At 62.4% G+C, this 22,059-nt stretch carries 19 protein-coding genes and 2 pseudogenes; 6 read left to right on the top strand and 15 right to left on the bottom strand.

Features of this window, described 5'->3' with window-relative positions; genetic code table 11:
- Positions 1-190: hypothetical protein (locus C7402_RS47490; RefSeq protein ID WP_208949049.1), on the top strand; the 190-nt coding region annotated here is incomplete at its 5' end.
- 304 nt (positions 191-494) lie between these two features.
- On the opposite strand, the gene C7402_RS32630 is transcribed toward C7402_RS47490, so the two are convergent.
- On the bottom strand, positions 495-797 hold the full coding sequence (locus tag C7402_RS32630; protein WP_112174046.1) for an RNA-binding protein: 303 nt from the start codon (positions 795-797) through the stop codon (positions 495-497).
- Between the two features lie 816 nt (positions 798-1,613).
- Complete coding sequence (locus C7402_RS32625; RefSeq protein WP_012406518.1) at positions 1,614-1,817, bottom strand: cold-shock protein; 204 nt, start codon at positions 1,815-1,817, stop codon at positions 1,614-1,616.
- 750 nt (positions 1,818-2,567) lie between these two features.
- Here C7402_RS32625 and C7402_RS32615 point away from each other — a divergent pair.
- Positions 2,568-2,918, top strand: a complete 351-nt coding sequence (locus C7402_RS32615) for a hypothetical protein (RefSeq protein ID WP_116613596.1) — start codon at positions 2,568-2,570, stop codon at positions 2,916-2,918.
- Between the two features lie 475 nt (positions 2,919-3,393).
- Here C7402_RS32615 and C7402_RS32610 read toward each other — a convergent pair whose 3' ends face one another.
- From C7402_RS32610 to C7402_RS32585, 6 genes are all read right to left on the bottom strand, one after another.
- Entirely contained in the window at positions 3,394-5,061 is a 1,668-nt protein-coding gene (locus C7402_RS32610) for an ABC-F family ATP-binding cassette domain-containing protein (RefSeq protein ID WP_116613595.1), read from the bottom strand.
- Between the two features lie 339 nt (positions 5,062-5,400).
- Positions 5,401-5,613 carry a 30S ribosomal protein S21 gene (gene rpsU / locus C7402_RS32605; RefSeq protein ID WP_112174021.1) on the bottom strand — a complete coding sequence of 71 codons (213 nt, stop codon included), beginning with the start codon at positions 5,611-5,613 and terminating at the stop codon, positions 5,401-5,403.
- Positions 5,614-5,720: 107 nt separating this feature from the next.
- On the bottom strand, positions 5,721-5,987 hold the full coding sequence (gene infA / locus C7402_RS32600) for a translation initiation factor IF-1 (protein ID WP_112174020.1): 267 nt from the start codon (positions 5,985-5,987) through the stop codon (positions 5,721-5,723).
- A 463-nt stretch (positions 5,988-6,450) separates the two neighbouring features.
- Positions 6,451-6,675, bottom strand: coding sequence for a hypothetical protein (locus C7402_RS32595; protein ID WP_116613594.1), 225 nt, complete (start codon positions 6,673-6,675; stop codon positions 6,451-6,453).
- Positions 6,676-6,946: 271 nt separating this feature from the next.
- Entirely contained in the window at positions 6,947-7,150 is a 204-nt protein-coding gene (locus C7402_RS32590; RefSeq protein WP_112174018.1) for a cold-shock protein, read from the bottom strand.
- 1,033 nt (positions 7,151-8,183) lie between these two features.
- Entirely contained in the window at positions 8,184-8,948 is a 765-nt protein-coding gene (locus C7402_RS32585) for an SDR family NAD(P)-dependent oxidoreductase (RefSeq protein WP_116613593.1), read from the bottom strand.
- 150 nt (positions 8,949-9,098) lie between these two features.
- Here C7402_RS32585 and C7402_RS32580 point away from each other — a divergent pair, with 150 nt between their 5' ends.
- From C7402_RS32580 to C7402_RS32570, 3 genes are all read left to right on the top strand, one after another.
- The gene (locus C7402_RS32580; RefSeq protein ID WP_116613592.1) at positions 9,099-10,016 is read left to right on the top strand and encodes a LysR family transcriptional regulator; all 918 of its coding nucleotides are present in this window, start codon (positions 9,099-9,101) and stop codon (positions 10,014-10,016) included.
- A gap of 157 nt (positions 10,017-10,173) precedes the next feature.
- The gene (locus C7402_RS32575) at positions 10,174-11,139 is read left to right on the top strand and encodes an alpha/beta hydrolase (RefSeq protein WP_116613591.1); all 966 of its coding nucleotides are present in this window, start codon (positions 10,174-10,176) and stop codon (positions 11,137-11,139) included.
- Between the two features lie 33 nt (positions 11,140-11,172).
- Positions 11,173-11,577, top strand: a complete 405-nt coding sequence (locus C7402_RS32570; RefSeq protein WP_116613590.1) for a nuclear transport factor 2 family protein — start codon at positions 11,173-11,175, stop codon at positions 11,575-11,577.
- A gap of 95 nt (positions 11,578-11,672) precedes the next feature.
- Here C7402_RS32570 and C7402_RS32565 read toward each other — a convergent pair whose 3' ends face one another.
- From C7402_RS32565 to C7402_RS32545, 4 genes and pseudogenes are all read right to left on the bottom strand, one after another.
- Entirely contained in the window at positions 11,673-12,005 is a 333-nt protein-coding gene (locus C7402_RS32565) for a hypothetical protein (RefSeq protein WP_116613589.1), read from the bottom strand.
- Between the two features lie 1,192 nt (positions 12,006-13,197).
- Complete coding sequence (locus C7402_RS32555) at positions 13,198-13,680, bottom strand: nucleoside deaminase (protein WP_112174011.1); 483 nt, start codon at positions 13,678-13,680, stop codon at positions 13,198-13,200.
- Positions 13,681-13,750: 70 nt separating this feature from the next.
- Entirely contained in the window at positions 13,751-14,692 is a 942-nt protein-coding gene (locus tag C7402_RS32550) for a putative antibiotic biosynthesis monooxygenase (RefSeq protein WP_116613588.1), read from the bottom strand.
- A 720-nt stretch (positions 14,693-15,412) separates the two neighbouring features.
- Positions 15,413-16,011 (bottom strand): annotated as a pseudogene (locus tag C7402_RS32545) (transposase); the annotation flags it as partial.
- A gap of 3 nt (positions 16,012-16,014) precedes the next feature.
- On the opposite strand from C7402_RS32545, the pseudogene C7402_RS32540 reads away from it, so the two are divergent.
- A pseudogene (locus C7402_RS32540) lies at positions 16,015-16,330 on the top strand (IS5/IS1182 family transposase); the annotation flags it as partial.
- Between the two features lie 112 nt (positions 16,331-16,442).
- On the opposite strand, the gene C7402_RS32535 reads toward C7402_RS32540, so the two are convergent.
- From C7402_RS32535 to C7402_RS32525, 3 genes are all read right to left on the bottom strand, one after another.
- The gene (locus C7402_RS32535) at positions 16,443-17,399 is read right to left on the bottom strand and encodes a C39 family peptidase (RefSeq protein WP_116613587.1); all 957 of its coding nucleotides are present in this window, start codon (positions 17,397-17,399) and stop codon (positions 16,443-16,445) included.
- 347 nt (positions 17,400-17,746) lie between these two features.
- Positions 17,747-19,618: a murein transglycosylase A gene (gene mltA / locus C7402_RS32530; RefSeq protein WP_116613586.1), complete on the bottom strand. Its 1,872-nt coding sequence runs from the start codon at positions 19,616-19,618 to the stop codon at positions 17,747-17,749.
- A gap of 47 nt (positions 19,619-19,665) precedes the next feature.
- The gene (locus tag C7402_RS32525) at positions 19,666-21,825 is read right to left on the bottom strand and encodes a serine/threonine-protein kinase (RefSeq protein WP_116613611.1); all 2,160 of its coding nucleotides are present in this window, start codon (positions 21,823-21,825) and stop codon (positions 19,666-19,668) included.
- Positions 21,826-22,059: the final 234 nt, after the last annotated feature.

Here is a 22,059-nt window from a genome sequence, read left to right as displayed (position 1 = left end):
TCACGCCACCTGCCTGCGTCTCGGCCTAACTCAACTGCGCTCCCAACCGGGCATCACCGGTGGGCCGTTCTGCGCGTTTTTACACGGCCTCGGCCGTAACCCACCAGTTGACGCATACCAGCGCGATGTGCGCCCGTCGACCCGTAAGCGCCGTTCGAGTGCTCCTGTTTTTGCAGGCGCGAACGCGTAAGTGAATCGTTCCCAGAGGGCGAATGCTCGCCCAGCAGCGTGGCGGATTCTTTGTACGATCATCCTTTTCCGCGCCCACTGCATCGACGAGAAACTGAAACGGCGTACCGACACATGGGGCGAGGTCTTGCAGGACCCGCTGATAACCCTGGCCGCCGTCGACCGTCAGGTCAACCACCCGATCTTATTCGAGCGCAACGTACTTCGCCTGACAAGTCCTTGATCAGGATTTTCAGTATTTGGGAATACGCAACAGACCCAGAAACGTCAGATTTACGGTTCCCGAAATCGTCGTGCCCCCGGTGTCACGACGGCGCGAAAACGACCGCACCGCGATCCTCAAAATGCTTGAAGCTCCGGATAAAACGATATAGCTGTCCGCCGATCTCCAGCCGGTTTCGCCCAGCGTGGGTTTGCTCAAGGATCTCTTCGGCCAGGGTTGCGGCAATGTTCCCGTGATATCTCAGGCGATCCTGATCTCGCCTGGCGTCGCCAACGTACACGGCACAGACGTCATTGCACTTCTGCATCATGATCACGCTACCGCCGGCGTTCAGGGACAGTTCGAGATATTCGGCCAACGTCAGAAGTGACTCAGTCGTCGTCATTGCGATTCCCCTGAAAGCACGGCTCCCGGCGTCGATCCAATGGGTGGTGGCATCGACGGGCATCCACTGAGGATAGCGCCACGCATTTCCGGCGCTTGCCTCCTCACCCGATTCAAACAGGCAACGCGGCGGACGGCGTCCCGGCCACGGCTTTCTTGCGCGAGACGGCACCGGCTCACCATGCATGCGTCGCGAGGTGCTATGGACCACGACATCGATGGAGCAGTCTGGCACGGTTAGTGCCAATCCTCAGAGAATTACTTTGCGACAAGCACTTGCCATGGCGTCGTGGCATGTTTTTGATCGTAGTGCTTCTGGTCGGAGATGTCGATTCTTCGAGGGCAGCGTTGTTGCCGGCGCGGAGTTCAACTGCTTTCCTTCACAGGATATCCGCTGTTGTGCCGGGCGATGATGCGTCCGGGCGGCGTAGCTGAAAGCGCGGCATCAACGCTACCGCAATGCGCGATTCGCCGATCATTGCCGGGGCCTGCTGGTTGTCGGCGCGGCAGCGCCTCGACGGGAACGGAAACTATCACCAGACACCGGCGTTCCCACAGACAGAACAGTCGCTCATTGCGTAACCTGGCGGGCAGGCGAAACGCCTGTCGCGCTATCAGCGATTATCCGGAGAATCGATCGATGTCGCGAGGAGGGCGCCTCAGGACATCGTGTTTTGCACAAACCTGCTGTTGACGCGCAAACAGCATTGCCCGCGCATGCGACGGATGCCCATCGTTTCATCGAAGATTGACGCGCAGGGCACAAGAAAAACTGGCCCGCAGAACGGGCCACACAGCTGGATGCGACGCGCGCCGGTCAGACTGGCTTGATATTTGCAGCCTGCTTGCCCTTCGGCCCCATCTTCACGTCGAAGCTTACCTTCTGGTTTTCCTGTAGTGACTTGAAGCCTTCAGTCTTGATTTCGGAAAAGTGGGCGAACAGGTCTTCACCGCCGTCATCCGGGGTGATGAAGCCAAAGCCTTTCGCATCGTTGAACCATTTCACTGTGCCAGTTGCCATTTTTTGAATCCTGTCGATGTTGAAACCTGAAATTGCGAGAATACCGCATCGCATGGAAGCGATCACCCGCAAGGACGACTTTTTTACCACGCCGGGATAATACCTGCCAATAAGCAGGTCCACGGACAGCACAAGTTTCGGCTTCCGGAGACCTTGCCACGGTGCAGACATTCAGGCGGATTCTGAAATGGAGCCGGGAAGGCGCTCGAGAAGAGTCGCAGAACCATGGGCCGCGTTGCGGATTCGTCCCTGGCCACGCGCGAAAGCCCGGTCTCGGTCACCATTCTGGCGTGGGCTGGTGGCTGCCCGAAACCGGCTTCAACGCAGCGTTTCCAGACGGCGCTATCCGGTCCGGAACAGCGCTGCTGTCGTTTGTACCCCACATGCTTTCCCTGAAGAGCCCAGGATCGTGCGCCGACGCCTTGTGCCCCACGTCAACCGGCATGCCCCGCCCGAGCCGTGCACTATCGGCCAGCGCAACGGCTGCCATTCCCGTTCGATGGTTCCAACCCAGCTTTCCATTTTCATGGTGAGCAATCCGTTGGTGAGGAATGCACCATTCTTTAGCGCACCTTCTCTCGACTTCCACTGCAACTTGCGGATTCTGGTGCGGTCCTGTCCCGCATATTCCAGCGACGGGCAAACTGCGGCGCGCAAGCGCCCCCAACCAGTTTTGCGGTTCCAACCTGGAGACTGATGAGAGCGTGCTACCCTTGGTCGACGCGAACACCAGCGAAGCGGCGCTCGAGGATGAACGACACATTCGAGTTTTCTCAGGATTTCGAGCCGTTCCCCGAAGACCTGCCGAGAAAGCAGTGGCAGACAAAGTCGCTCGATTGCGCCATGGCCGATTACTGGGTGGCAAGCGATGGACTTGTCGCGCGCCGACAGTTTCTGAGTGACGATTACCTTGCCAGCAACACAGCCTCCTTCACGGCTTATTTGTTCCACTTCCGGAAAGGCGTGAGACTCGACCTCAAAGTGGTTGTCGCTCAGGGTCGCATCCTGGCGCTTCGGCAAGAGCGCGAACCCGAGGCGGGGAAAGCGGTGGATGAGTGGACGATCCCCGTACCGGGTCCCGACGCTGAGCGTCACAAGTGATGCGGGCCGGATCGCAGACGACCAGATAAAAGACGGGTAGCGGTTCCGCGCAAGCGGAGCCTGTCAAAAGGCCACGATCTGCAATAACGACCACCGTGGTGCTTCGCTCGCGCGTCGGCTTTTGTTTAAACGCCTCCCGCGCCGGCTGGCGCCTTGCCCCGGGACGTGCCACCGCTTCTATGTTCTGAACGGTTTTGCCCGTCGCTGTGGAGAGCTGCGGGTGGTCGGCGCGTTTTCGCAGGCGAGCGCTACGTTCACGAACGCGACGGGCGCGATTGGCACGCGGCGGTCCGGTCAGCAGGGCGGCGCTTGCTGTCGAGTGTCGCACCAGCCGCCAGGACGAGCGGCACGTCCTGGTCGATGTCTTGCGTCGGAGCGCGCTTGTCCGCACGATTACCGGAGTCCCTGGCGAAAGCGCGCGCTGCGCCTCCCAGGCAACACCGGCCGCCCGCCAGGGAGTCTCTCAGGCGATGCGCTACTGCTCTGCGGCGGCCTGCTCGCGCATGCGACGAGCCTCGTCGCGCAGGAATTGCTGGTAATCGTCCAGATCGCCGTCGAAGGGCTCGACGCCGCCCTTGGTGACCAGCCAGAACTCGTCACATACGGCGCGCAGCAGGGCCCGGTCGTGACTGACCAGCATCACCGTGCCTTCGAATTCGTTGAGCGCCATAGCCAGCGCCTCGCGTGTGGCCAGGTCAAGGTGGTTGGTAGGCTCGTCGAGCAGCAGCAGGTTGGGGCGTTGCCACACGATCATGCACAACACGAGCCGCGCCTTTTCGCCGCCGCTCATCGTGCTAACCGGCTGATGGACCATGTCGCCGCTGAAGTTGAAAGTGCCAAGGAACGTGCGAAGCGATTGTTCGGTGCCACTCTGGCCGGGCGCGCGCATGTGCGGCGGCGTGTCCCTGGCAAGGCGGATCATGTGTTCCATCGGCGTGTCGAGCGGACGCAGCACGTCGAGTTCCTGCTGCGCGAAGTAGCCGATGTTCAGGCCCTTGCCTTCACTGATTTCCCCAGCAATCGGCGCCAGGGCGTGCGCCACCGTCTTCACCAGCGTGGACTTGCCCTGGCCGTTGGCACCGAGAATGCCGATGCGCTGCCCGGCCAGCACGGAGCGGTTGATTCCCCGCACGATGACCGTGGGCGGCGTGCCCGGCACTGCGCCGGTCGGCGCGGGGTAGCCGAAGCTCGCGTCCAGCATCGACAACAGCGGGTTCGGGACGTTGAGGGGCTCCCTGAACTCGAAGTTGAACTCTGCATCGGCAAGCACCGGTGCGATCTTCTCCATGCGCTCGAGCGCCTTGACCCGGCTCTGCGCCTGTTTTGCCTTCGAGGCCTTGGCCTTGAACCGGTCGATGAACTTCTGGAGGTGGGCGATCTTGTCCGCCTGCCTGGCCATTGCGGCCTGCTGCAACACGAGCTGCTCAGCGCGCATGTCTTCGAACTTGCTGTAGTTGCCGCCATAACGGACGAGCTTGGCGTTGTCGACATGCACCGTCACCTGCGTCACCGCGTCGAGGAATTCGCGGTCGTGGCTGATCACGACCAGGGTTCCTTGATAGCGCTTGAGCCAGGCTTCCAGCCAGACCAGCGCGTCGAGGTCGAGGTGATTGGTCGGTTCGTCGAGCAGCAGCAGGTCGGACGGGCACATCAGCGCGCGCGCCAGTTGCAGTCGCATGCGCCAGCCGCCGGAGAAACTGTTGACCGGCTGGTCAAGCTGCGCGGCCGTAAAGCCAAGTCCCTGAATCAGCGCCTGGGCACGTGCGGGGGCATCGTGTGCGCCGGCGTCGTGCAGGGCCATGTAGGCGTGCGCCATGCGCATGCCGTCGTCGCTGGCCTCGGCGGCGGCGACTTCCGCCTGCGCGGCGAGCAGCACGGTGTCACCTTCGACTACGAAGTCGGTCGCGCCCTGTTCCGTCTCCGGCATCTCCTGCGCGACCTGGCCCATCTTCCAGGCAGGGGGAATCGAGAATTCGCCGCTATCTTCGTGCAGCTTGCCGTTGAGAAGGCCGAAGAAGGACGACTTGCCGGCGCCATTGCGGCCGACAAGACCGATCTTTTCGCCGGGGGTGAAGGTGACGGACGCGCGGTCGAGCACGACATTAACGCCGCGGCGCAGCGTGACATTACGGACGGAAATCATAAGGAGCTACTTCGGAGAGGATTGGCATGATAGCCGACCGGAAGCACAGGGCTGTCTCTTTTCTGGGCCGCTCGCGCTGTGCGGTGCGCACCGGCCACAAAGCAAGGCAGGCCCAGGCGCGCTGGGCGTACCGGCTGCGGGGCCAGCGAACGTAGCGGTAAATGGCGGCTCTAGTCGACCTTGAGCGGTCTATCGATCGCAGAAAGTCGCGTGGCCGTTATGCGAACACAATCGGCCACTCGGCCTGGATCAGAACCGGCTCCTCATGCGGAGCTTACGTGAGACGCCCGGCTGGGCAGCAGACGTGCCTTTCAGCATGGCTGCCCGGTTAATTCCGGGTCAATACCGCTTTTTCGGCGGCAACGACCGTTTGATCTGCTTGCGCAGGCGTGCCACTGCGGCTGCCTTTTTGCGCTTACGCTCTGTAGTAGGTTTTTCATAGGCGGTCCGGGCACGAAGTTCCGGAATCAGGCCGTTGCGCTCGATCGCGCGACGGAAACGGCGCAATGCAACATCTACGGGCTCGTCGGGTTTCAGAATTACGGTAGTCAATTTTTTCCTTGGTTGGGATCCGGCAGCAATGCCGAATGGAGAGGTGGATGTGCACGCAGCGTCGTGGTCCAGGTGAGGATCACGGCCGACTGTCACGTATCGTGGCATCAACGACGGCGAAAGGCGGTTCTTTGCGTTGCGCCGTCGCTGCGTTCATCCTTTTGTCGAAAATTGATTCGTCCTTTCGTCGGGTCGTACACCGAAAGTTCTAGCGTTACCCGGTCGCCCGCAAGGATGCGAATGTGATTCTTGCGGATTCGACCGGACGCATACGCCCCTGGCACCACGCCATTGTCGAGCGGCACGCGGTAGCGGCTGTCTGGCAGCGCTTCGTCGACGATAACGTCGAGTTCCAGCAGTTCTTCTTTGGCCATTCAAGGTTCCTGATCAATTGGCCGACACGGGCTCGAGGGCTGGATGGAGGAAGAAGCTGCGAGCGTTGATGGACAGGCGCTCGTGCAGTGGTGGAAGCACGAAAATTGCTTGGCGGCCCTTGCGTCCTGACATCGCCTTGTCCGGGCGGTGAATCAGGTGCGCGGGGAAGAATGGTCAGACGCGGCGGCTCGCAAGACCGCTCTGGTGCGAGTCGGGGCGTGCAGTCCGGCGAGCACGGATAACGCAGGCCGCGCTGGACTATCAATCAAAGGAAAATTCGCGCCTAACCAGGACACGTCTTCTCGGCACTATGCGAATCAAGCGACTTCCGCATTGTAACCGAAGGCCGCCATGTGCCTGGCGACTAAGGTGCCTGGGTAATGCCTGGGTGCCTGGGCGCGTTTGGTTGCACCCGCCGGGGTGCCTCTGGTGCGTTGGGTGTTCCAGGCCGTTGCGTCGTCTTTAACCGCGCGTGTCGACCCAATTGCGTGCCCACTGGCTTGAGTGCCGCAACGCCTGCTCTTCACTCTTGAAATAATCGAGCGAATAGAACCAGTAGCGGCCTTCGGTGCGCGCGCTATCGATGCGTTCGAGCAGCAGGTTGGATGAATAGCTCCCGTCGGGCAAACGATGTGCCGAGGATTGGACGGCATAGCCGTTGTATTGTTGAATATTTGTGTTTCGCATTTTAATTTTAATGATATTTGAGTGCGCACGTGCCGTGCGAAAAGTGCACGGGTGCGTCGATCCAAAGCCATTTGCTCCGGCTTACGAGAAAGTCGAAAGGCGAGAAATGGCGTTAAAGCCTGAGGAGGGAATGGGGCGCAACGAGGCGTATGGCGCTTGGTTAGCTGCTGAATAAACCGGTGCAGCTAAGGGTAATCACGCCAACTTTGGGAGACAAAGCTCCGCGAGGGTGTCGCTGCAACCCGGCGTGCGATGCCGGGTCCCTGAAACGTTACAGCGGCTTGATGTTAGCTGCTTGCAGACCCTTCGGGCCTTGTTTCGTATCGAAGCTCACCTTCTGATTTTCAGCCAGCGTCTTGAAGCCGTCGCTCTTGATTTCGGAGAAATGAGCGAACAGGTCGTCGCCGCCCTTGTCCGGGGTGATGAAGCCGAAGCCTTTGCTGTCGTTGAACCACTTAACGGTGCCGGTATCCATGAAGAATCCTTGAGAGAAAAAACGAAGATTTGCTCTGTTAAAGAGCGCGTGAAGCTTCAAGGAGGGAGAGGACAACGAATACCGCAGAGGAGCGAGCAATTGATGAACAGCAATCGAACTTCTTGAACTTCGAGCTGCACGTTACCCGCCGGGTAGACCCGCGTCAATACTTATCTTGTAACTGTTTCACCGCGCGCGCCATTCGGCAGACGAAGGGATGCGACAGGGTCTCGCTATGTCCCTTGCCTGGCCCCGCGCAAAGCGGCGGCCAGGCGCAAGCCTGGCTTGGGGCGTCACGGGTTCGAATACACGCAACTGCGCACCGTGCCCCAAAATTTGTATCAGATCGGCGGATTGACTGGCTGTTTCCAGGGGCGCAGCCGATACCGGAATGACGGGTCTGCGTGCCAAATGAAGGGTACTTCATGACCGAAGACAGCCGCACGCATCGAGAAGGCCCATTTGCCCTGGCCCAAGCGTTCGACGATCACCACATCCGTATCGCCTTGCGCCCTCAAATTTAGCTGTGCTTCTGCCCGGACGGCTACGCCGTCGCGCGGCGCAAACTGGATAGGTCCCACGTCGAGCCGCCCGTGATCCGCAACAAGCTACGCTGAGCCGGGCATCGGCAACACGTGCTTTATTGTCGTGCCTTCGCGCAGTGTGGCGACGGCGCACGCGTTCGTCGGCACGGATGGACAGCGCGCCTGCGCGCATATCTTGAGCATCGCCGCTCGCAGGCGCGACGAAGCGGCCTTCGCGACATTTGCGCGAGCAGACGCACGTCGCCCAGCGCGGTGTGCCGCCATGAGTGCGCGGGCGCAACCCTGGCCGGAATAGCGGCGCTGGCTCATTTCCGTCATTGCCCCCGGCGTGATGGATCGTTGCGCCCGCACTCATCGTCTGCACGGAATCGGCGACCAGCCGCGCGCGATTGCGCCCGAGCGAATGAAAAGGGCGATGTTCGATCATGATGAAAGTCCGTTCGGGCGCACGGATGTGAAGGTCCCCATCCGTGCGCCCATGCCCACGTTCAGATCTGCTGCTGGCCGCCATCGACGAACAGTTCGATGCCGTTCACGAAGCTCGCATCGTCCGATGCGAGGAACAGCGCGGCGCTCGCGATTTCGCCCGGTTCGCCCAGACGTCCCATCGGGATCTGTGCGGCCAGGTAGTCGGCGAGACCCTGGCGCTGGGCGGCGTCGTCACCGGCCAGGTCGAGCAGACCGGGCGTGCGGGTCGCGCCCGGGCTGATCGTGTTCACGCGGATCTGGCGGTCCTTGAGGTCGAGAATCCAGTTGCGTGCGAACGAGCGCACCGCAGCCTTCGAAGCCGAGTACACGCTGAACGCCGCCGTGCCCGCGCTGCCTGCCGTCGAACCCGTGAGAATCACCGATGCGCCCCTGGCCAGCAGCGGCAGCGCCTTTTGCACCGTGAACAGCACGCCCTTCACGTTGCGATTGAAGGTGTCGTCGAAGTGTTCTTCGGTGATGTTGCCGAACGGCAGCATCGACCCGCCGCCTGCGTTGGCGAACAGCACGTCCAGTCGGCCCTGTTCTTCCTTGATCTGCGCATACAGCGCGTCGAGCTCGTTCAGCTTCGTGGAATCGACGCGCACGCCGCTCGCCTGGCCGCCCGTTTCGCGGATGCTCTTCACGGCGGCATCGAGTTCGGCCTGACGGCGGCCTGTGAGGTAGACATGCGCGCCTTCGGCGGCGAAGCGCTGGGCGGTGGCGAGGCCGATGCCGCTGGTTGCGCCGGTGACGAGTGCGATCTTGTTGTCGAGTTTGCGTGCCATGGTATGGCTCCTTTCGGTTCGTTCAGTGGAAGTGGGGGTTGGCTGGTTCGGTGTTGCGTGCTGCGATGTGAGAAGAATATCGACGGTCCGGTCGTTTCGAAATAGAATTGATTGAAACCTAACGTTGCATAAATGAAAAGATGAGGGGTAATGGCGAAGCTGCCTGATTTCGAAGGACTCGCGATGTTCGCGAAGGTCGCCGAGGAGGGATCGTTCGCGGCGGCGGCGCGCGCGATGGGCGTGTCGGTGGCGACGGTCTCGCGCGGCGTGGCCCGGCTTGAGGACCGGCTGGGCGCGCGGCTTTTCAACCGCACGTCGCGCCAGCTGTCGCTGACCGAGTTCGGTCGCACGATCTGTGAGAAGGCCGGCGAGATCTACCGGCAGGCCGAGGAGGCGGAAAGCGCCGCGCGCGAAATGTCGGTACAGCCGCGCGGGCTGGTGCGCCTGGCCGTGCCGATGTCGTTCGGGCTGCGCTGGGTCGCGCCGCTGCTGCCGGGTTTCTTCCGCGCGTATCCGGAAGTGTCGATCGACCTGCATCTATCGGATGCGTCGGTCGATCTGGTCGCCGATGGCTTCGACGCCGCGCTGCGTATTGCCGCGCTGCCCGATTCGTCGCTGGTGGCGCGGCGGCTGTGTGCGGTGACGCAATACGTGGTGGCGTCGCCGGAATACCTGGCGCGCGAAGGGCGCCCAGCGCATCCGCGCGAACTGGTGGATCGGCCATGTCTCTCGTACGCGTATCGCGCGCGTAGCGATGTCTGGCGCTTCAGGAACGACGCGGGCGAGGAGGAGCCGGTGATGCCCACCGGTCCGCTGCGCGTGACGAATTCCGATGCGTTGCTGCCCACGCTGCTTGATGGCCTCGCGATTGCCGAGCTGCCCGAGTTCATCGCGGGCGAATATCTGGCCAATGGCCGCCTCGAAGCGATCCTCACCGACTGGTCGCTGACAAAGGGCGGTCTTTACTTCGTCACGCCGTCGGCGCGCGCGCGGCCTGCGAAGGTGGCGGCGCTGTCCGATTACTTCGCCGAGCATCTTTCCGATCCGACGTGGCGATGGCCGAAGTGACGCGCTGGACAAACCGACGACCTATCATTGCATTTATGCAATGATAGGTTTCAAACACTTCTATTTCGTTAATATCTCCCGATCCGTATTCTCCTTTCCATCGGCTGCATGACATCACGTTGCCAGCCACTCACCCACACGGAAAGGAAGAATGAGGATGAACACGCAAACCCACCCGAACACGCCCGATACCGCAACCGTCGCCTTCCTCGATGCGCTCAACAGCGGCACCGGCCCGGCCATCGAAACGCTCACGCCTGCCGAAGCGCGCGAAGTCCTGGCGGGCGCGCAGCGCAGCGTCGAGGTCGACGTTTCGGGCATCGACGTCACGCGCCGCACGATCGAGCAGGATGGTCTGAGCGTGCCGCTCGTCATCGTCAAGCCGCAGCATGCGCGCGGCGTGCTGCCCGTGTTCATGTTCTTCCACGGCGGCGGCTGGATTCTCGGCGACTACCCGACGCATGAGCGTCTCGTGCGTGACCTCGTCGTGCAGTCGGGCGCCGCGGCCGTGTTCGTCGAATACACGCCTTCGCCCGAAGCGCGCTATCCGGTCGCGATCAACGAGGCCTATGCCGCAACGAAGTGGGTCGCCGCGCATGGCGAGGAAATCGGCGTCGATGGCACGCGGCTCGCGGTGGTGGGCAACAGCGTGGGCGGCAATATGGCCGCCGTCGTCAGCCAGATGGCGAAGGACCGCGATGGCCCGGCGATCCGCTTCCAGGGCCTCATGTGGCCGGTGACGGACCACGCATTCGACAACGCCTCCTACGACACTTTCGAAAACGGCTACTTCCTGAGCCGCGACATGATGAAGTGGTTCTGGAACGCGTACACGACCGACGCAGGCGAGCGCAACCAGCGCTATGCATCGCCGCTGCGCGCCACGCTCGACGAGTTGCGGGGCCTGCCGCCCGCGCTCATTCAGATCGCGCAGTTCGACGTGCTGCGCGACGAAGGCGAGGCCTACGGACATCGGCTTGACCAGGCCGGCAACGATGTGACGACGACGCAGTACAAAGGCACGATCCACGACTTCGGCCTGCTCAATGTGCTCGCCACCGACGCCCCGACGCGCGCGGCCATGCAGCAGATGGCGACGGCATTGAAGACGCGTCTGCAATAACACGCACCTATTGACACTGATATCGAGCCGCTCATGAACAACGCCAGACAACTGCTTGCTGCTTACCTCGAATCGATTCGCGACCCGCGTGCGGCTGCCGCATTATTCGCCGACGATGGCGTGCTGGAACTGCCGTATCTGAAATCGCTCGGCATCGACGCCCGCGCGCAGGGGCCGGAAGCGATCGAAGGTTTTATCGCTTCACTGCTTGCGAAAGTGCCGGATTTCGCGTTTAAAAACGTGTACTTTCTGATCGAAACACCAGAGCAGGTCTTCGCAGAATATGAGGTTGAAGCGCTCGTGCCGTCGACCGGGAAAGTCTATCGGCAGATGTACGCCGGTCGGCTCGTGGCGCGCGACGGCAAGATCGCGCTGTTGCGCGAGGCACTGGATACGGTAAGGGCCGCTGACGCGTTCGAGATGACCCGTGCCGTTTGACGATGACATGGATGAAGGATCGCTTTGACGCGAGAAGCGGTCCCTCGACCTGGCATTCCCGACGGACATGAGCGACCGTTTTCATCAAAAGCCCTTCACTTCAAGGCAAGAAACCAGGGCGTTTGCGGCAGATGCGCCGTCGCGTCCCGTTCCACTTCCATAACAGTGGGGAAATCGGCAGTCAGAAGTGCAGCGGTGTCAGCACCCGCAATCGGACGTTTCCGTACGGCCCACCTCAGGATGTGAGGCCTGTGCTGATAGAAGAGTTCGAGTTGCCCTGCATCCGATGCATGACGAGCCAGGCCGAATGTCTCCTCAAGCGTCCGGCGTGGAATATGAAAACGTTGAAGTCCGCGAATCACGCGAACCTGGAACACGACCCCGTCACTGTTGTGAGGGATTGCCGCCCAAAGCAGCGCGCTGTCCATGACATGCCCCCCGTTTGGCTGCCGACCTGATTCAAAGCTCGTTGCCCTATGATGCCCGCCAAAAAATACATTTCAAAAATACGGCTGACTCGCTTCGACATTTTCACCACACGAGGATGGCGAGCTTTGACTGTCACGATGGGAATCGCGTGGAAAGATGTTGTCGACATCGGCGGGCGCTCGATACCCGGTCTTGAGGTTTGTTCGACGCCTGCCCATGTCCACGGACTCGCAAGCGCATGACTGCGCGTGCGGGCAGGCGTTGGACAAACCTGAAGACAACTTGTCAGCCGAGACGTCATGCGAATGACCGTTCCAGCTTGCTACCTGCCATAGTCTCCGCACGGGGTAGATCGACATCAACGGGCGATGTCGTGCTCCCTGCTCGAGCTGGCGGGCGCACTGAGAATGTAGTCCGGAAGACCGCCCCGGATTCATGTGGGCATCCGCCAGTAGTGGCTCGACCTCGACAGCCTCGAAGCATTTACGCGCAGTGCGCCGCATTCGCGCTGGTGGGGTGTGTTTCTGCGCGATAGCATCTCGCGCTTCGCTTCGCCCCGCGACGCGCACGTGTCCCGTTCCTCTCTTGCCGTCATCGTGGCGTCGGCGCACGAGCGGGGAGAAACGCTCAAACGGTGCGTGGAACTGTGTGCGATGGCTGACGTGCCGAAGTCGGCATGAAACGAAGCGCTGCACGCGGCGATCAGCGCGATGTTAGCCGGCGGCGTGCTTCTGCCGGCGTCGAGCATCGATCACATCAGGCGCGCGATGACCGCGCGGGCACCGCCAACGGCCGCGGTGCCCGCCGCAGGCGAACAGAAGATCGGCACGGCAGCGGATCTGACGCTCGCGCCGGGAGCGTTCGAGTCTTCGCGTGGATGACTCGTTTTCTGCCGACCAGGGCGATCGCCGGGCACATGAGTCTGGAGGACATCGCGGTCCGCAAATAGCTGACCTGCTAGCGCGCTTCAATGTGAAGCGGCGCACCAACCTGATCGTCGCCCTCCCGGAAAGCGACTTCCAGCCGGGCATTCCGCCCGCCACGGGAGTCCTGGCTATGACCGGACTCCGGTGGCGGGGCAGAAGCGGGCTCACTGAACGCAGGGCTCGGACGCGCTCAGCCAGAGCCGCGAGTCACCCTTCGCGACAGGCTGCGCCTGCGCCAGCCTGGCAGGTGCGAGTCAGGCCGCGCTCAATAAGGCACCCGGTCCGCCTTGTTCTTGTATTTCTTCCACACCTCGACCGCTTCCGCGCGCATGATCTGCTGACTCGGAATCGAGCGCTCCGCCATCGGCTTGCGGATCTCGCCGTAAATCATGCTGTCGTCGAAATCACCGTATTCGAGCGCATCCTCGTTGGTCGACGCATAGAAAATATGCTCGATCCCGGCCCAGTACGCCGCGGCCATGCACATCGGACAAGGTTCCGCGCTGGTGTAGAGGGTCGCGTTACGCAGCTTGAAACTTCCGGTGGCCTTGCATGCATTGCGGATCGCCTCGATCTCGCCATGCCAGGTCGGATCGTTCTCCGCGACCACGCGATTACGGCCCTCACCGATAATCTTGCCGTCCTGCACGATCACCGTGCCGAACACCCCGCCGGCGCTGTCGATCAGAGCGGTCTTCTCCGATAGCTCGATTGCCCGTGCCATGAATTTCTTGTCGTCGTCCGTCATTCCTTCACCCTCCGTGTAGGCGGCAGCGATAACCTCGGTGCCCGCCGCCGATGTTGAGCGCCATCACGCTTCAGAATGCGAGCATGAAAACCGCCAGTTCGATGAGATACAGCGCCAGCATGGTGCAAGCCCCGAGCGCCTCGAGTTGACTGCGTCTGGCGGGCGACGGCCGCAGCCACCAGCCCATGGCCGCCACCGCGATCTTCATCAGCGGCCACGATACGAGCGATACGCTGATGGCGTTGCCAATGAACGTCGCGATCGCAACATGTTGTCCCGCGAGCAGCGGACTCAGGAAGCGTATTTCCAGCATCACCACGGGGAAGAGTACGAGCAGAACGAGGGCGGTCTGCTTCCAGGCGGGCGGCGGCTTGTCTCCGGCCGCCGGGAACCAGCCGGCGAACGGACTTGGCATCCGGTAACTCTTCCAGCTGGCGACATGCGGTTCGACGCGTTGTAACAACTGCTTGCGTTCGCTCGAACCGAGCCATGCATCGAGTTCGTCGGGACTGGAAAAACGCACCAGCGTGGTCCAGTACTGCGATGCCTCCGATACCGGAGCCTGAACCAGCGTCCCCATATAACCGGGGAACGACGACTGGCTCGACTGAATGGTTTCCGCCCACGTCCGGAAGATGATTTCCTTGCCCGGTTCCACCACCGTGGTAATGACTTCCGTGACACAGGAGAGCGGATCGAACGAATGGAGCGTGTCGTGCGCGGTCGCCGTGACATGCGGGTCGCGCATCGGCGCGAGGTCCGCGATCAGCTGCGCCCGCTGGGGCGCGTCCTGCCACGCCCTCAGCGCCTCGGGCGAACGAAAGCGTTGAATGATGCGCCAGTCAGCGGAACCCGCGAAGGCCGGCGCGATATCGAGCGCCAGAAAGCCTTGGGCCTGAGCGGCGGCATGCGTAAATTTCGCTTGCCAGGCCGCAAACGGCGGTCCCATGTCCGGTCGCAAGGTGATATTCGTTGTGAGTGCGGTGGCCGGCGGTCGGTTCGAGTCGTTCATTATTGTGTCCACCAGGCGTCAGAATCTGTGCGCGGCGCGTGTCCGCCGCTTTACCCGCACCCCGGATTCAGCGAGCGCTGACGAACTTAACGCACGGATAACCGGAATGCAAGTATCGCGTCACGGATCCCGGCCGTTGGCGCTTCGCCGCGAGCGAACATGACGCTTGATGAACCACTGGGCCAAAGCGACGACCTCTCGCGGGCGAAGGTCGCGGGCTTCGATCTTCATTTCACGAAACGAGGTCCAAGTGAGAAGCGCCAGCGGGATTGGCAGATCCAACGTGAAGCCGCCATTCAAATGGCCGCTCCGTGGTCGAGGCTGGGCACGTGGAGTTCCTCGTTCGACGGCTCAAACGCGGTGTCGAATCCGCTGGCCAGTGCCGCTTGCGTGGCAACCCGGTCCTCACGGCCTCAATGAGCATGCGGTGCAGGAAGCGCACCTCCCGTGTTGCGTCGAAGAACCGGTAGGGCCGCCCACCGGGCGACGGAATCCCCTGCGGCGCGTCCTTGCCCGGCGCGTATCGCCGCACTCGCGTGGTCGGGCGCGAGAACCCGTTTAGCACCTCAAGGTATCAATCTTCGTGGCGCAGCGGTGGATTCGTCCGTTCCCGTCCGGAAAGGGGGGCAACTAACTGTCTACGAGGTTATGCGCAGCAAACGCCGGTTCCCGGCGCACGACCCCGGTCAACAGGGTGACGGCGCAGGCGTTTGTCTCGCGCCAGCCGAAGCTGCGCTCGACCACCCAGCGGCGGGGCAGCAGCACAAAGCCCTTCTTCGCCTCGGGCAGTTTGATGACCTGCAATGCCATGCCTTCATCGCGTGCAGCATGAGCGGCGGTGTCGCCCGTATAGCCCTGGTCTGCAAAGGCGAGTGTCACCGTCTGGCCGGCTACGTGCTGAACCTGACAGCCATGTGAACTTTGCTGCCCCGCTTGCGCTTGTGCCCGTCATAACCTGCGCGCTGCCCGCTTTCGCATGTGGACTGCAACGTGCGGCCATCGAGAATAGCCGCACTGGGCTGACCCTGTCGTTCCTGCGCGACCCGGATGATCGAGCGCAGATCATTGACCATGGCCTCGAAGCAACCTGCGTGTAACCAGCGTTATGTTTGCTGATAGACCATCTCCCACGGCGGAAAATTGGTCGGCAGCATGCGCCACGATGTTACGGCTCGCGCCATCCAGCGCAGCGCGTTAAACATCTCGCGCAATTCCTATCGGCGCTGCGGAGCGTCTTCGCTCGTCAAGATCCGGTATGGAGTTGCGAAGCTCCACTCCTCATCCGATACATCCGTCGGGTAGGGCTTGCGGTCGTTCATCCCTCCAGGTTGCCAGGTTTGAACAGAAGTGCCTCACACGCTCTGGAGTGCCAGCGCAATCTCGAACTGATGTGGCAAACTGGAGCGCACTGCGCCGGGCTTCAAGCCGATTGCCGAGTTCGGACGCGGCAATGGTGCCGGCATCCGCAACGTATGTCGGCGCTTCGTGATGATCTGTCGCGACCTGAAGCTCTTTATGCAAGTGATCAGGGCTGTCGACAGCAGCAAGTTCAAGGAAATCGACAGCCGCGATCAAAATTTCACGCCTAACAAGATTGAGAAATGCCAGGAGCAGATTGAGCAAGGCATCCAGCGCTACGGGACAGACTGAAACCGCCTTGGCGCTTTGCGATTCCGACAAGACAGCGCGGCGGCGATGAAGGCTTCATCGGCGCATTCAGGGCGAGTGTCTGAGCCTCGAATGGTTTGGGTCACGGTTTAACGCGGGCACCGGGTCTTTTGTATATATGCCATATGGTAGTTTTTTTAAGTTCTTCTTTGTCGATGTATTTGTGATGTTGTGATGACGGATCTGTTATCCAAAAAGTTTTGTCGCCTTGTTCTACGCCGAGCAAAACCATGAAGTGTCCCGGCCACATTTTTGGCAATTTGTGGCCTTTTTCGTCATAGCGATACGTGCTGCAATTTTTACATAAGAACACGAGTGGATTTCCCTGTCGAAGAAGGGTTGCGGCTGCGTCAACCGAGGCAACCTTCGCGCCCTCGTAATCGGGCCAATATTTTCTGATGTTCTCAATCATCACCGTGCCAGAGGTGCCGCTAGGTTCGCCCTTTTTATCCGCGGCTCTGCCGTATTCTGAGGTGTATTGCATTGCCTCCTTCGGGTCTAGGCCAGGGAAACTCGCCGGAAGATTCCGGTAAGGAGAGTCCAGCCGAATAAGATAATCCATGACGATGGAGAGACTGGTGGGCCCGCAACCGGCCTGGGCCATGTTGGTCCATTTGACGTCTTTCCATTTGGGGTTGATCGAGCCATATTTCAGATTTCCCCAAAGCCCGTCTCGCTGGCGATATTCGGCGCCCATAACGGAGACCTGGATGTACGCCCAAACCGGCATGGTGAACCACAGTTTTCTCCGTGCTGCGTAGCTCTCTGGAGCTTGACTAAACAGGCGTGCCTCCAGCATCGCGTTTCCCGATTTCAAGCCTTGGATCTCGTAAGTAAGCAGGTGTGCGTTACGTTTAACGGGCTTTTCAGAGACCGATCCGATGGATGTGTCGTTCAGGTCGACGACTAAATCTTCACCATTTGGCCCGCCGCCGTACAGATCGATTTTGACTTTCTCCTCCAGCATGAGGACTAGACGTCCGGCACCTGTGTCAAGCCTGGTTGCATGATCATTTGGCACTTTCTGAAAGTTAGCCATGTGCACTCTCCTGAAGTAGCAAGCCTGTCCAATTCACGTCGAACGACGATTGGGTCGACTTGGCGTCCGTTGCAAGCCTAAAATTTCGTTTTGGTATATACCGTTGCCCGAGCAAATATTCGATCGGGCGCATTCGAGGTCACGCTTCCTCGCATGGAAAAACTTCTGACCAAGGCCAACTGGATTTGTGCGACCGGCCGGGACTGAAGTTCGTGAAACGCAATGTGTCGATTGCGGTTGTTGTGCGCAGGTTGAATTCGGAGGTTGCCCGCATTTCTGTATGCTTAAGCCCGCGTGCCCGAGTTCGCGCAACATACTCCGCCTCAACGTGTTTTGTGCCACTGCCCTCAAGGCGAACTGTCATCCACGCAAAACTGCGAATCAGCAACCAGACAATCCGCCGTCGCAGGCGCCGCCATCCCTCGCGTTTTCGTCGCCGTTTCCTGCGCTGCCACATGCAACCCCTTCGGCAGCAGCAGCCACATGCGCAAATGTTCCTTCGTGCGACTCGCCGCGCTCTGCGCCGCCTGACCGAAGCCATAGAAATAGTCAGCGCGCACCGCGCCCTGAATTGCACCGCCCGAGTCCTGCGCCATCATCAGCCGGTTTACGGCACCGGGCGTTTGCGGATCGTCGCGCGTTGCAACGAACACCGGCGAACCGAGCGGGGTCGTACGCGGGTCGACCGCCACCGACCGGCCCGCCGATAGCGGCACGCCGAGCGCCCCCGTCGGGCCGTTAGGCGAGTCGGGAATCGGGCGGAAAAAGACGTAGCTCGGGTCCGAGGTCGCGAAGCTGTGTTTGACCGGCGCACCCGCGCCCAGCGCCGTTGCAATGTCCGCGCCGGGGCTCGATGACGCGCCGCCCGTTGCTGCTGCTGTCGCACTCTTGTTCGCGGGCCGCGGCGCGCTCGCCGTGGCGGGCCCCGCCGAGCCGGTGCTCGAAGGTGTTGCGGCGGCGAGCTTGAAACCGCGCAGCAGCGGCGAGACGGGCTGGTCGTCTTCGTTGTCGTTCGAGCTTGCCGAGGGTGTCGGGCCGCCGCCGTTGTCGGACGGATGCGCACCGTTGGCGTCGGCGAGCGTGATGGGGTTGTCGTCGTCGGTAACGTCGATATCGACGTCGAGTCCACGGACTATCAGTCGATGGCCGCCGGTTTGTCCAGCATGCGCGATGGGTGGCAGGAACGGCCGGCCGTTCTGCTCTGCATACGCAAAACGGCGAATCGTCCCGTCGCGCATGCGGATCTTGCCCGAGCCCTGCATCTGCATCGAATACAGCATGACGGGGTCGTCAACCCACGCCAACACCGGCGCGCGAGCCGCGCCGCGTTCAATCTCAGCGCGCGTGTAGTACGGCACGATGCGGTTGCCATCCAGCCGCAGCCGGATTTTCTTGTCGCGAATGTCGGGCACGCTGTCGCGCAGGTCGAGCGCGTAGACGCCCTTTACACCGGAAGGCGCAGCCGGCGGAGCGTCCTGGAGCGCAATGACCGCCCGCCCTTCGATACGCGCCGCGGTGACGCTGCCGCGCGCTTTGCCGTTCAGGCGCCGGGCGTCGAGGTAGAGCATGTCTTCGGGAACGCCGTAGACGGGGTACACATAAGCGCCGCCGTACTGTTTGCTGCCGTTCAGCAATGGCTCGTAATAGCCGGTCATGGTGCCGTCGGGGCTGCGCTCGGCGCTGGTGATCTGATAGAGGTCGAAGTACGTTTCGAAAAAGCGGCGGATCGCGGTGGGGTTATTCGCGTCGACCGACCGCGCGGCCGTGCAAGGCGTGGCCCAGCCGCTGCGTGCGCCGACCACACCGCAGCCGCGGCGGAAGGCGTCGAGCGAGCCGCCCAGGTCGTCGCTGCTCCAGCCCGGCAGGTCAGCGAAGCGGGCGGGCTGGTAGAAGGCATGGCGCGTACCGAACGCGGCTGCCAATGCTGTGGACGGCGCTGTGGACGGCGCGGCGGACGCGACCGGCGAAGGCAAGAGTGCGGGGCCTGGCGGGGCAGACGTGGCGGCGTTCGACACGATGCCCGCGGCGGCGGCTCCGGGTGCGCCGCTCGATGGCGCCGCAACCTGTGTTGCTCCCGTCGATGCGGTTTGCGCCGTGACACCCGTACTTTGCGCGTTTGGCCGCGCCGCCGGTCCGATCACTACGGAACTGCCGGGATTGTCCCCCGCGCAACCGGCAAGCCATACAGCCGCGGCGAACACGAAGAGAGGTTTGTTCATTCCGGCCTCCAGAGTCTCAGCCGCATGAAAGACGACACGAAGACGGGCTATTGCCCGGCGCCGTTACCTACCACGTCAATCTGGAACGTCGCCGCGCCGTAAGCGTCGTTGCAGGTCGACGCGCCGGGCGCGCAGCGAGCCTTGCCTGCGAACGGCGAGTCGCTGCCCGTGCGCCGCGCGGCGGCCTGCGCTTGCGCACTCGCCGGGATGTCTGCAAAGACATCGCCCTGCCGCAGTCCGGCGTCGGCGAAGTCGCGTGGCTCGGGCGAGACGAGCACGAGGAAATGAATCGGGCCGGCCGGCGCGTCTGCGAGCATCGGCCAGCTCGCACGTGGCAGCGTGAGCGTTTGGCCCGCCGCGATACCGTTCGCCTTGTCGCGCTGGTTCGGCAGCAGCATCAGATATTCGCCCTGCGGATCGACCATGAACGCATAGACATGGCCCGCGCGGTTGCTCGTCACCTGGAATTGCAGGAAGTCCTTCTTGATGCGCGCCCTGGTGCTGTGCAGCTTCGTCGTCACGCGGATCGACGGATCACTCATCGCGACGATGCGTTCAAATTCGCCGGACGGCGTGAAGGGGGGCAAGGGCGGCGCGGCAGCGGCTTCGGTTGGCGGTGCGCTAGCGGCCGGAGGGGCAACCGGAGCCAGTGCGGCTGTCCCTGCCGGGGTGCTTGCCGTGGCCGCTGGCGGCGGCACGGGTGGCAGTTCGGCGGTGGCGCTTGCCGGCGCTGCGGGCGCGGTGGCGGCGGGCGTGGCGGTTGTGGCGCTCGCCTGGGTCGAGGCGGCAGGCGGCGCGCCCGAAGGCCGCAGTGCGAACCACGCGCCGATTGCCGCAATGATCGCGACGCCCGCCCCCACGGCGGCGATCGTGCCGCCGCGCTTGCTGCCCTTGCCGCCCGCAGCGGCCGCCGTCGCCGCGTTGGATGCGCGACCGGGGGGGAGCGTGCGTGCCGCACTGTGCGAAGCCGGCGCGCGGTTCTCGCCAGGCGGCGCAACGGGGGTGCTGGCACGCTGCGCGGTGCCACTCGATTGCGCCCGCAACGCCGTGCCCGTCTCGTCATCGTCGAACGGCGGCGCATTCGCTCCATCGCCCAGCGCAATGCCCAACTCCGCCGCGAGCGCCTGCACATCCTGCGGACGATCCTCGGGCCGCACGGCCAAGGCGTGGTCGATTGCGCGCAAAAAGCGCTCGCTGTAACGGTCCGCCGCGACAGTCGCGAGGGGCACGTAGCTGTCGCTCATCAATCTCCCGACTGAGGCCGGTGGAGTCGCGCCTTTGATGGCGCAGTACACGACCGCCGCGAGCGCGTAAATGTCGGTCCACGGCCCCTGTTTCATCGAGGGGACTTCCGCGTATTGCTCGACAGGCGCGTAGCCCGGCTTGAGGATGACGGTGAGCGCCTGCGTCATGTCGCCGATCACGCGGCGCGCCGCGCCGAAGTCGAGCAGCAGTGGCCGCTGGCTGCCCTTGAGCAGCATGATGTTGTCGGGGGCGATGTCGCGGTGGTAGCACTGCGCCGCGTGCAGCACGCCGAGCGCTTCGAGCAGCGGTGCGAGCAGCGCTCGCAGCCACGGCTCACCGGGCGGCGTGGACATCTGGCGCAGCGCTTCCTTGAGCGTCAGGCCTTCGTAATACGGCATCACCATGTAAGCGGTGCCGTTCGCTTCCCAGAACCGGTAGACCTTCACGAGCGAGTGATGGTCGAACTGCGCGAGCAAGCGGGCTTCGTTGATGAAGCTTTTCAGGCCCGCGCGGAAGGTTTCTTCATGGCGTTGCGAGCGCACCGTCACGTTGCTCGCATTGGCGGCGCGGGTGGCGAGGGACGCCGGAATGTACTCCTTGAGCGCCACGTGGCGCCGCAGCAAGGTGTCCCATGCGAGATAGACGATGCCGAAGCCGCCTTCGCCAATGAGCCCGACGATCTCGAACTCCGCGATCACCGTGCCGACCGGCAGCGCCTCATGTGCGCCGGCTTCGGCGCTGCCGGCCTGTGTGGTCTGGGTGGCCGGCGTAGCGGCGACCTGCGTTTGCAGGCGCGGCACGAGGCGAGTGGCGTCGTCCTCGGGGATCGGCGTTCCGGCGGTTTCGTCCGGGCTGTCGCGCTGCGGTGCCTGAGCCGATGCGCGGCCCCCTTCAGCCGCGCGCGCGTCGTCCTGTCCGGCCGGTGCGGACACGATCAACGTCTTGTCGTCAGGGCTGTTCATCTGGCTTCGCTCCGTGGGCATGGCCTTGCGCGTCATCGCGCCGTGTGCAGAGCGTGGCGTGCGCCTCGCCCGCGTGCGCGCGCACCCTTGTCTGCAAGACGAACGAACCGGTGGATTTTTGAAAGCGTAGCAGCTGGACAGGCATTTTGTCGGGGGCACCCATCGGGATTTCAAAATTTCGCGGGCTTGCTCGTCTATGTCTTTGAAACGGCCCGGTGCGGATATCGCACCGGA

The sequence above is a fragment of the Paraburkholderia unamae genome (assembly GCF_003096875.1).
In the GTDB taxonomy this organism is placed as follows: domain Bacteria; phylum Pseudomonadota; class Gammaproteobacteria; order Burkholderiales; family Burkholderiaceae; genus Paraburkholderia; species Paraburkholderia unamae.
The sequence above is the reverse complement of the archived record's forward strand: the minus strand, read 5'-3'. Positions and strand labels throughout refer to the sequence as shown.

What these genes read in the sequence shown, in the direction of transcription:
- C7402_RS32575 (WP_116613591.1), top strand. Translation starts at nt 10,174, where the DNA reads ATGAACACGCAAACCCACCCGAACACGCCCGATACCGCAACCGTCGCC.
- C7402_RS32555 (WP_112174011.1), bottom strand. Translation starts at nt 13,680, where the DNA reads ATGACGGACGACGACAAGAAATTCATGGCACGGGCAATCGAGCTATCG.
- C7402_RS32630 (WP_112174046.1), bottom strand. Translation starts at nt 797, where the DNA reads ATGACGACGACTGAGTCACTTCTGACGTTGGCCGAATATCTCGAACTG.
- C7402_RS32610 (WP_116613595.1), bottom strand. Translation starts at nt 5,061, where the DNA reads ATGATTTCCGTCCGTAATGTCACGCTGCGCCGCGGCGTTAATGTCGTG.
- infA (WP_112174020.1), bottom strand. Translation starts at nt 5,987, where the DNA reads ATGGCCAAAGAAGAACTGCTGGAACTCGACGTTATCGTCGACGAAGCG.
- C7402_RS32525 (WP_116613611.1), bottom strand. Translation starts at nt 21,825, where the DNA reads ATGAACAGCCCTGACGACAAGACGTTGATCGTGTCCGCACCGGCCGGA.
- C7402_RS32615 (WP_116613596.1), top strand. Translation starts at nt 2,568, where the DNA reads ATGAACGACACATTCGAGTTTTCTCAGGATTTCGAGCCGTTCCCCGAA.
- C7402_RS32625 (WP_012406518.1), bottom strand. Translation starts at nt 1,817, where the DNA reads ATGGCAACTGGCACAGTGAAATGGTTCAACGATGCGAAAGGCTTTGGC.
- C7402_RS32570 (WP_116613590.1), top strand. Translation starts at nt 11,173, where the DNA reads ATGAACAACGCCAGACAACTGCTTGCTGCTTACCTCGAATCGATTCGC.
- mltA (WP_116613586.1), bottom strand. Translation starts at nt 19,618, where the DNA reads ATGAACAAACCTCTCTTCGTGTTCGCCGCGGCTGTATGGCTTGCCGGT.
- C7402_RS32580 (WP_116613592.1), top strand. Translation starts at nt 9,099, where the DNA reads ATGGCGAAGCTGCCTGATTTCGAAGGACTCGCGATGTTCGCGAAGGTC.
- C7402_RS32565 (WP_116613589.1), bottom strand. Translation starts at nt 12,005, where the DNA reads ATGGACAGCGCGCTGCTTTGGGCGGCAATCCCTCACAACAGTGACGGG.
- C7402_RS32585 (WP_116613593.1), bottom strand. Translation starts at nt 8,948, where the DNA reads ATGGCACGCAAACTCGACAACAAGATCGCACTCGTCACCGGCGCAACC.
- C7402_RS32590 (WP_112174018.1), bottom strand. Translation starts at nt 7,150, where the DNA reads ATGGATACCGGCACCGTTAAGTGGTTCAACGACAGCAAAGGCTTCGGC.
- C7402_RS32595 (WP_116613594.1), bottom strand. Translation starts at nt 6,675, where the DNA reads ATGCGAAACACAAATATTCAACAATACAACGGCTATGCCGTCCAATCC.
- C7402_RS32535 (WP_116613587.1), bottom strand. Translation starts at nt 17,399, where the DNA reads ATGGCTAACTTTCAGAAAGTGCCAAATGATCATGCAACCAGGCTTGAC.
- C7402_RS32550 (WP_116613588.1), bottom strand. Translation starts at nt 14,692, where the DNA reads ATGAACGACTCGAACCGACCGCCGGCCACCGCACTCACAACGAATATC.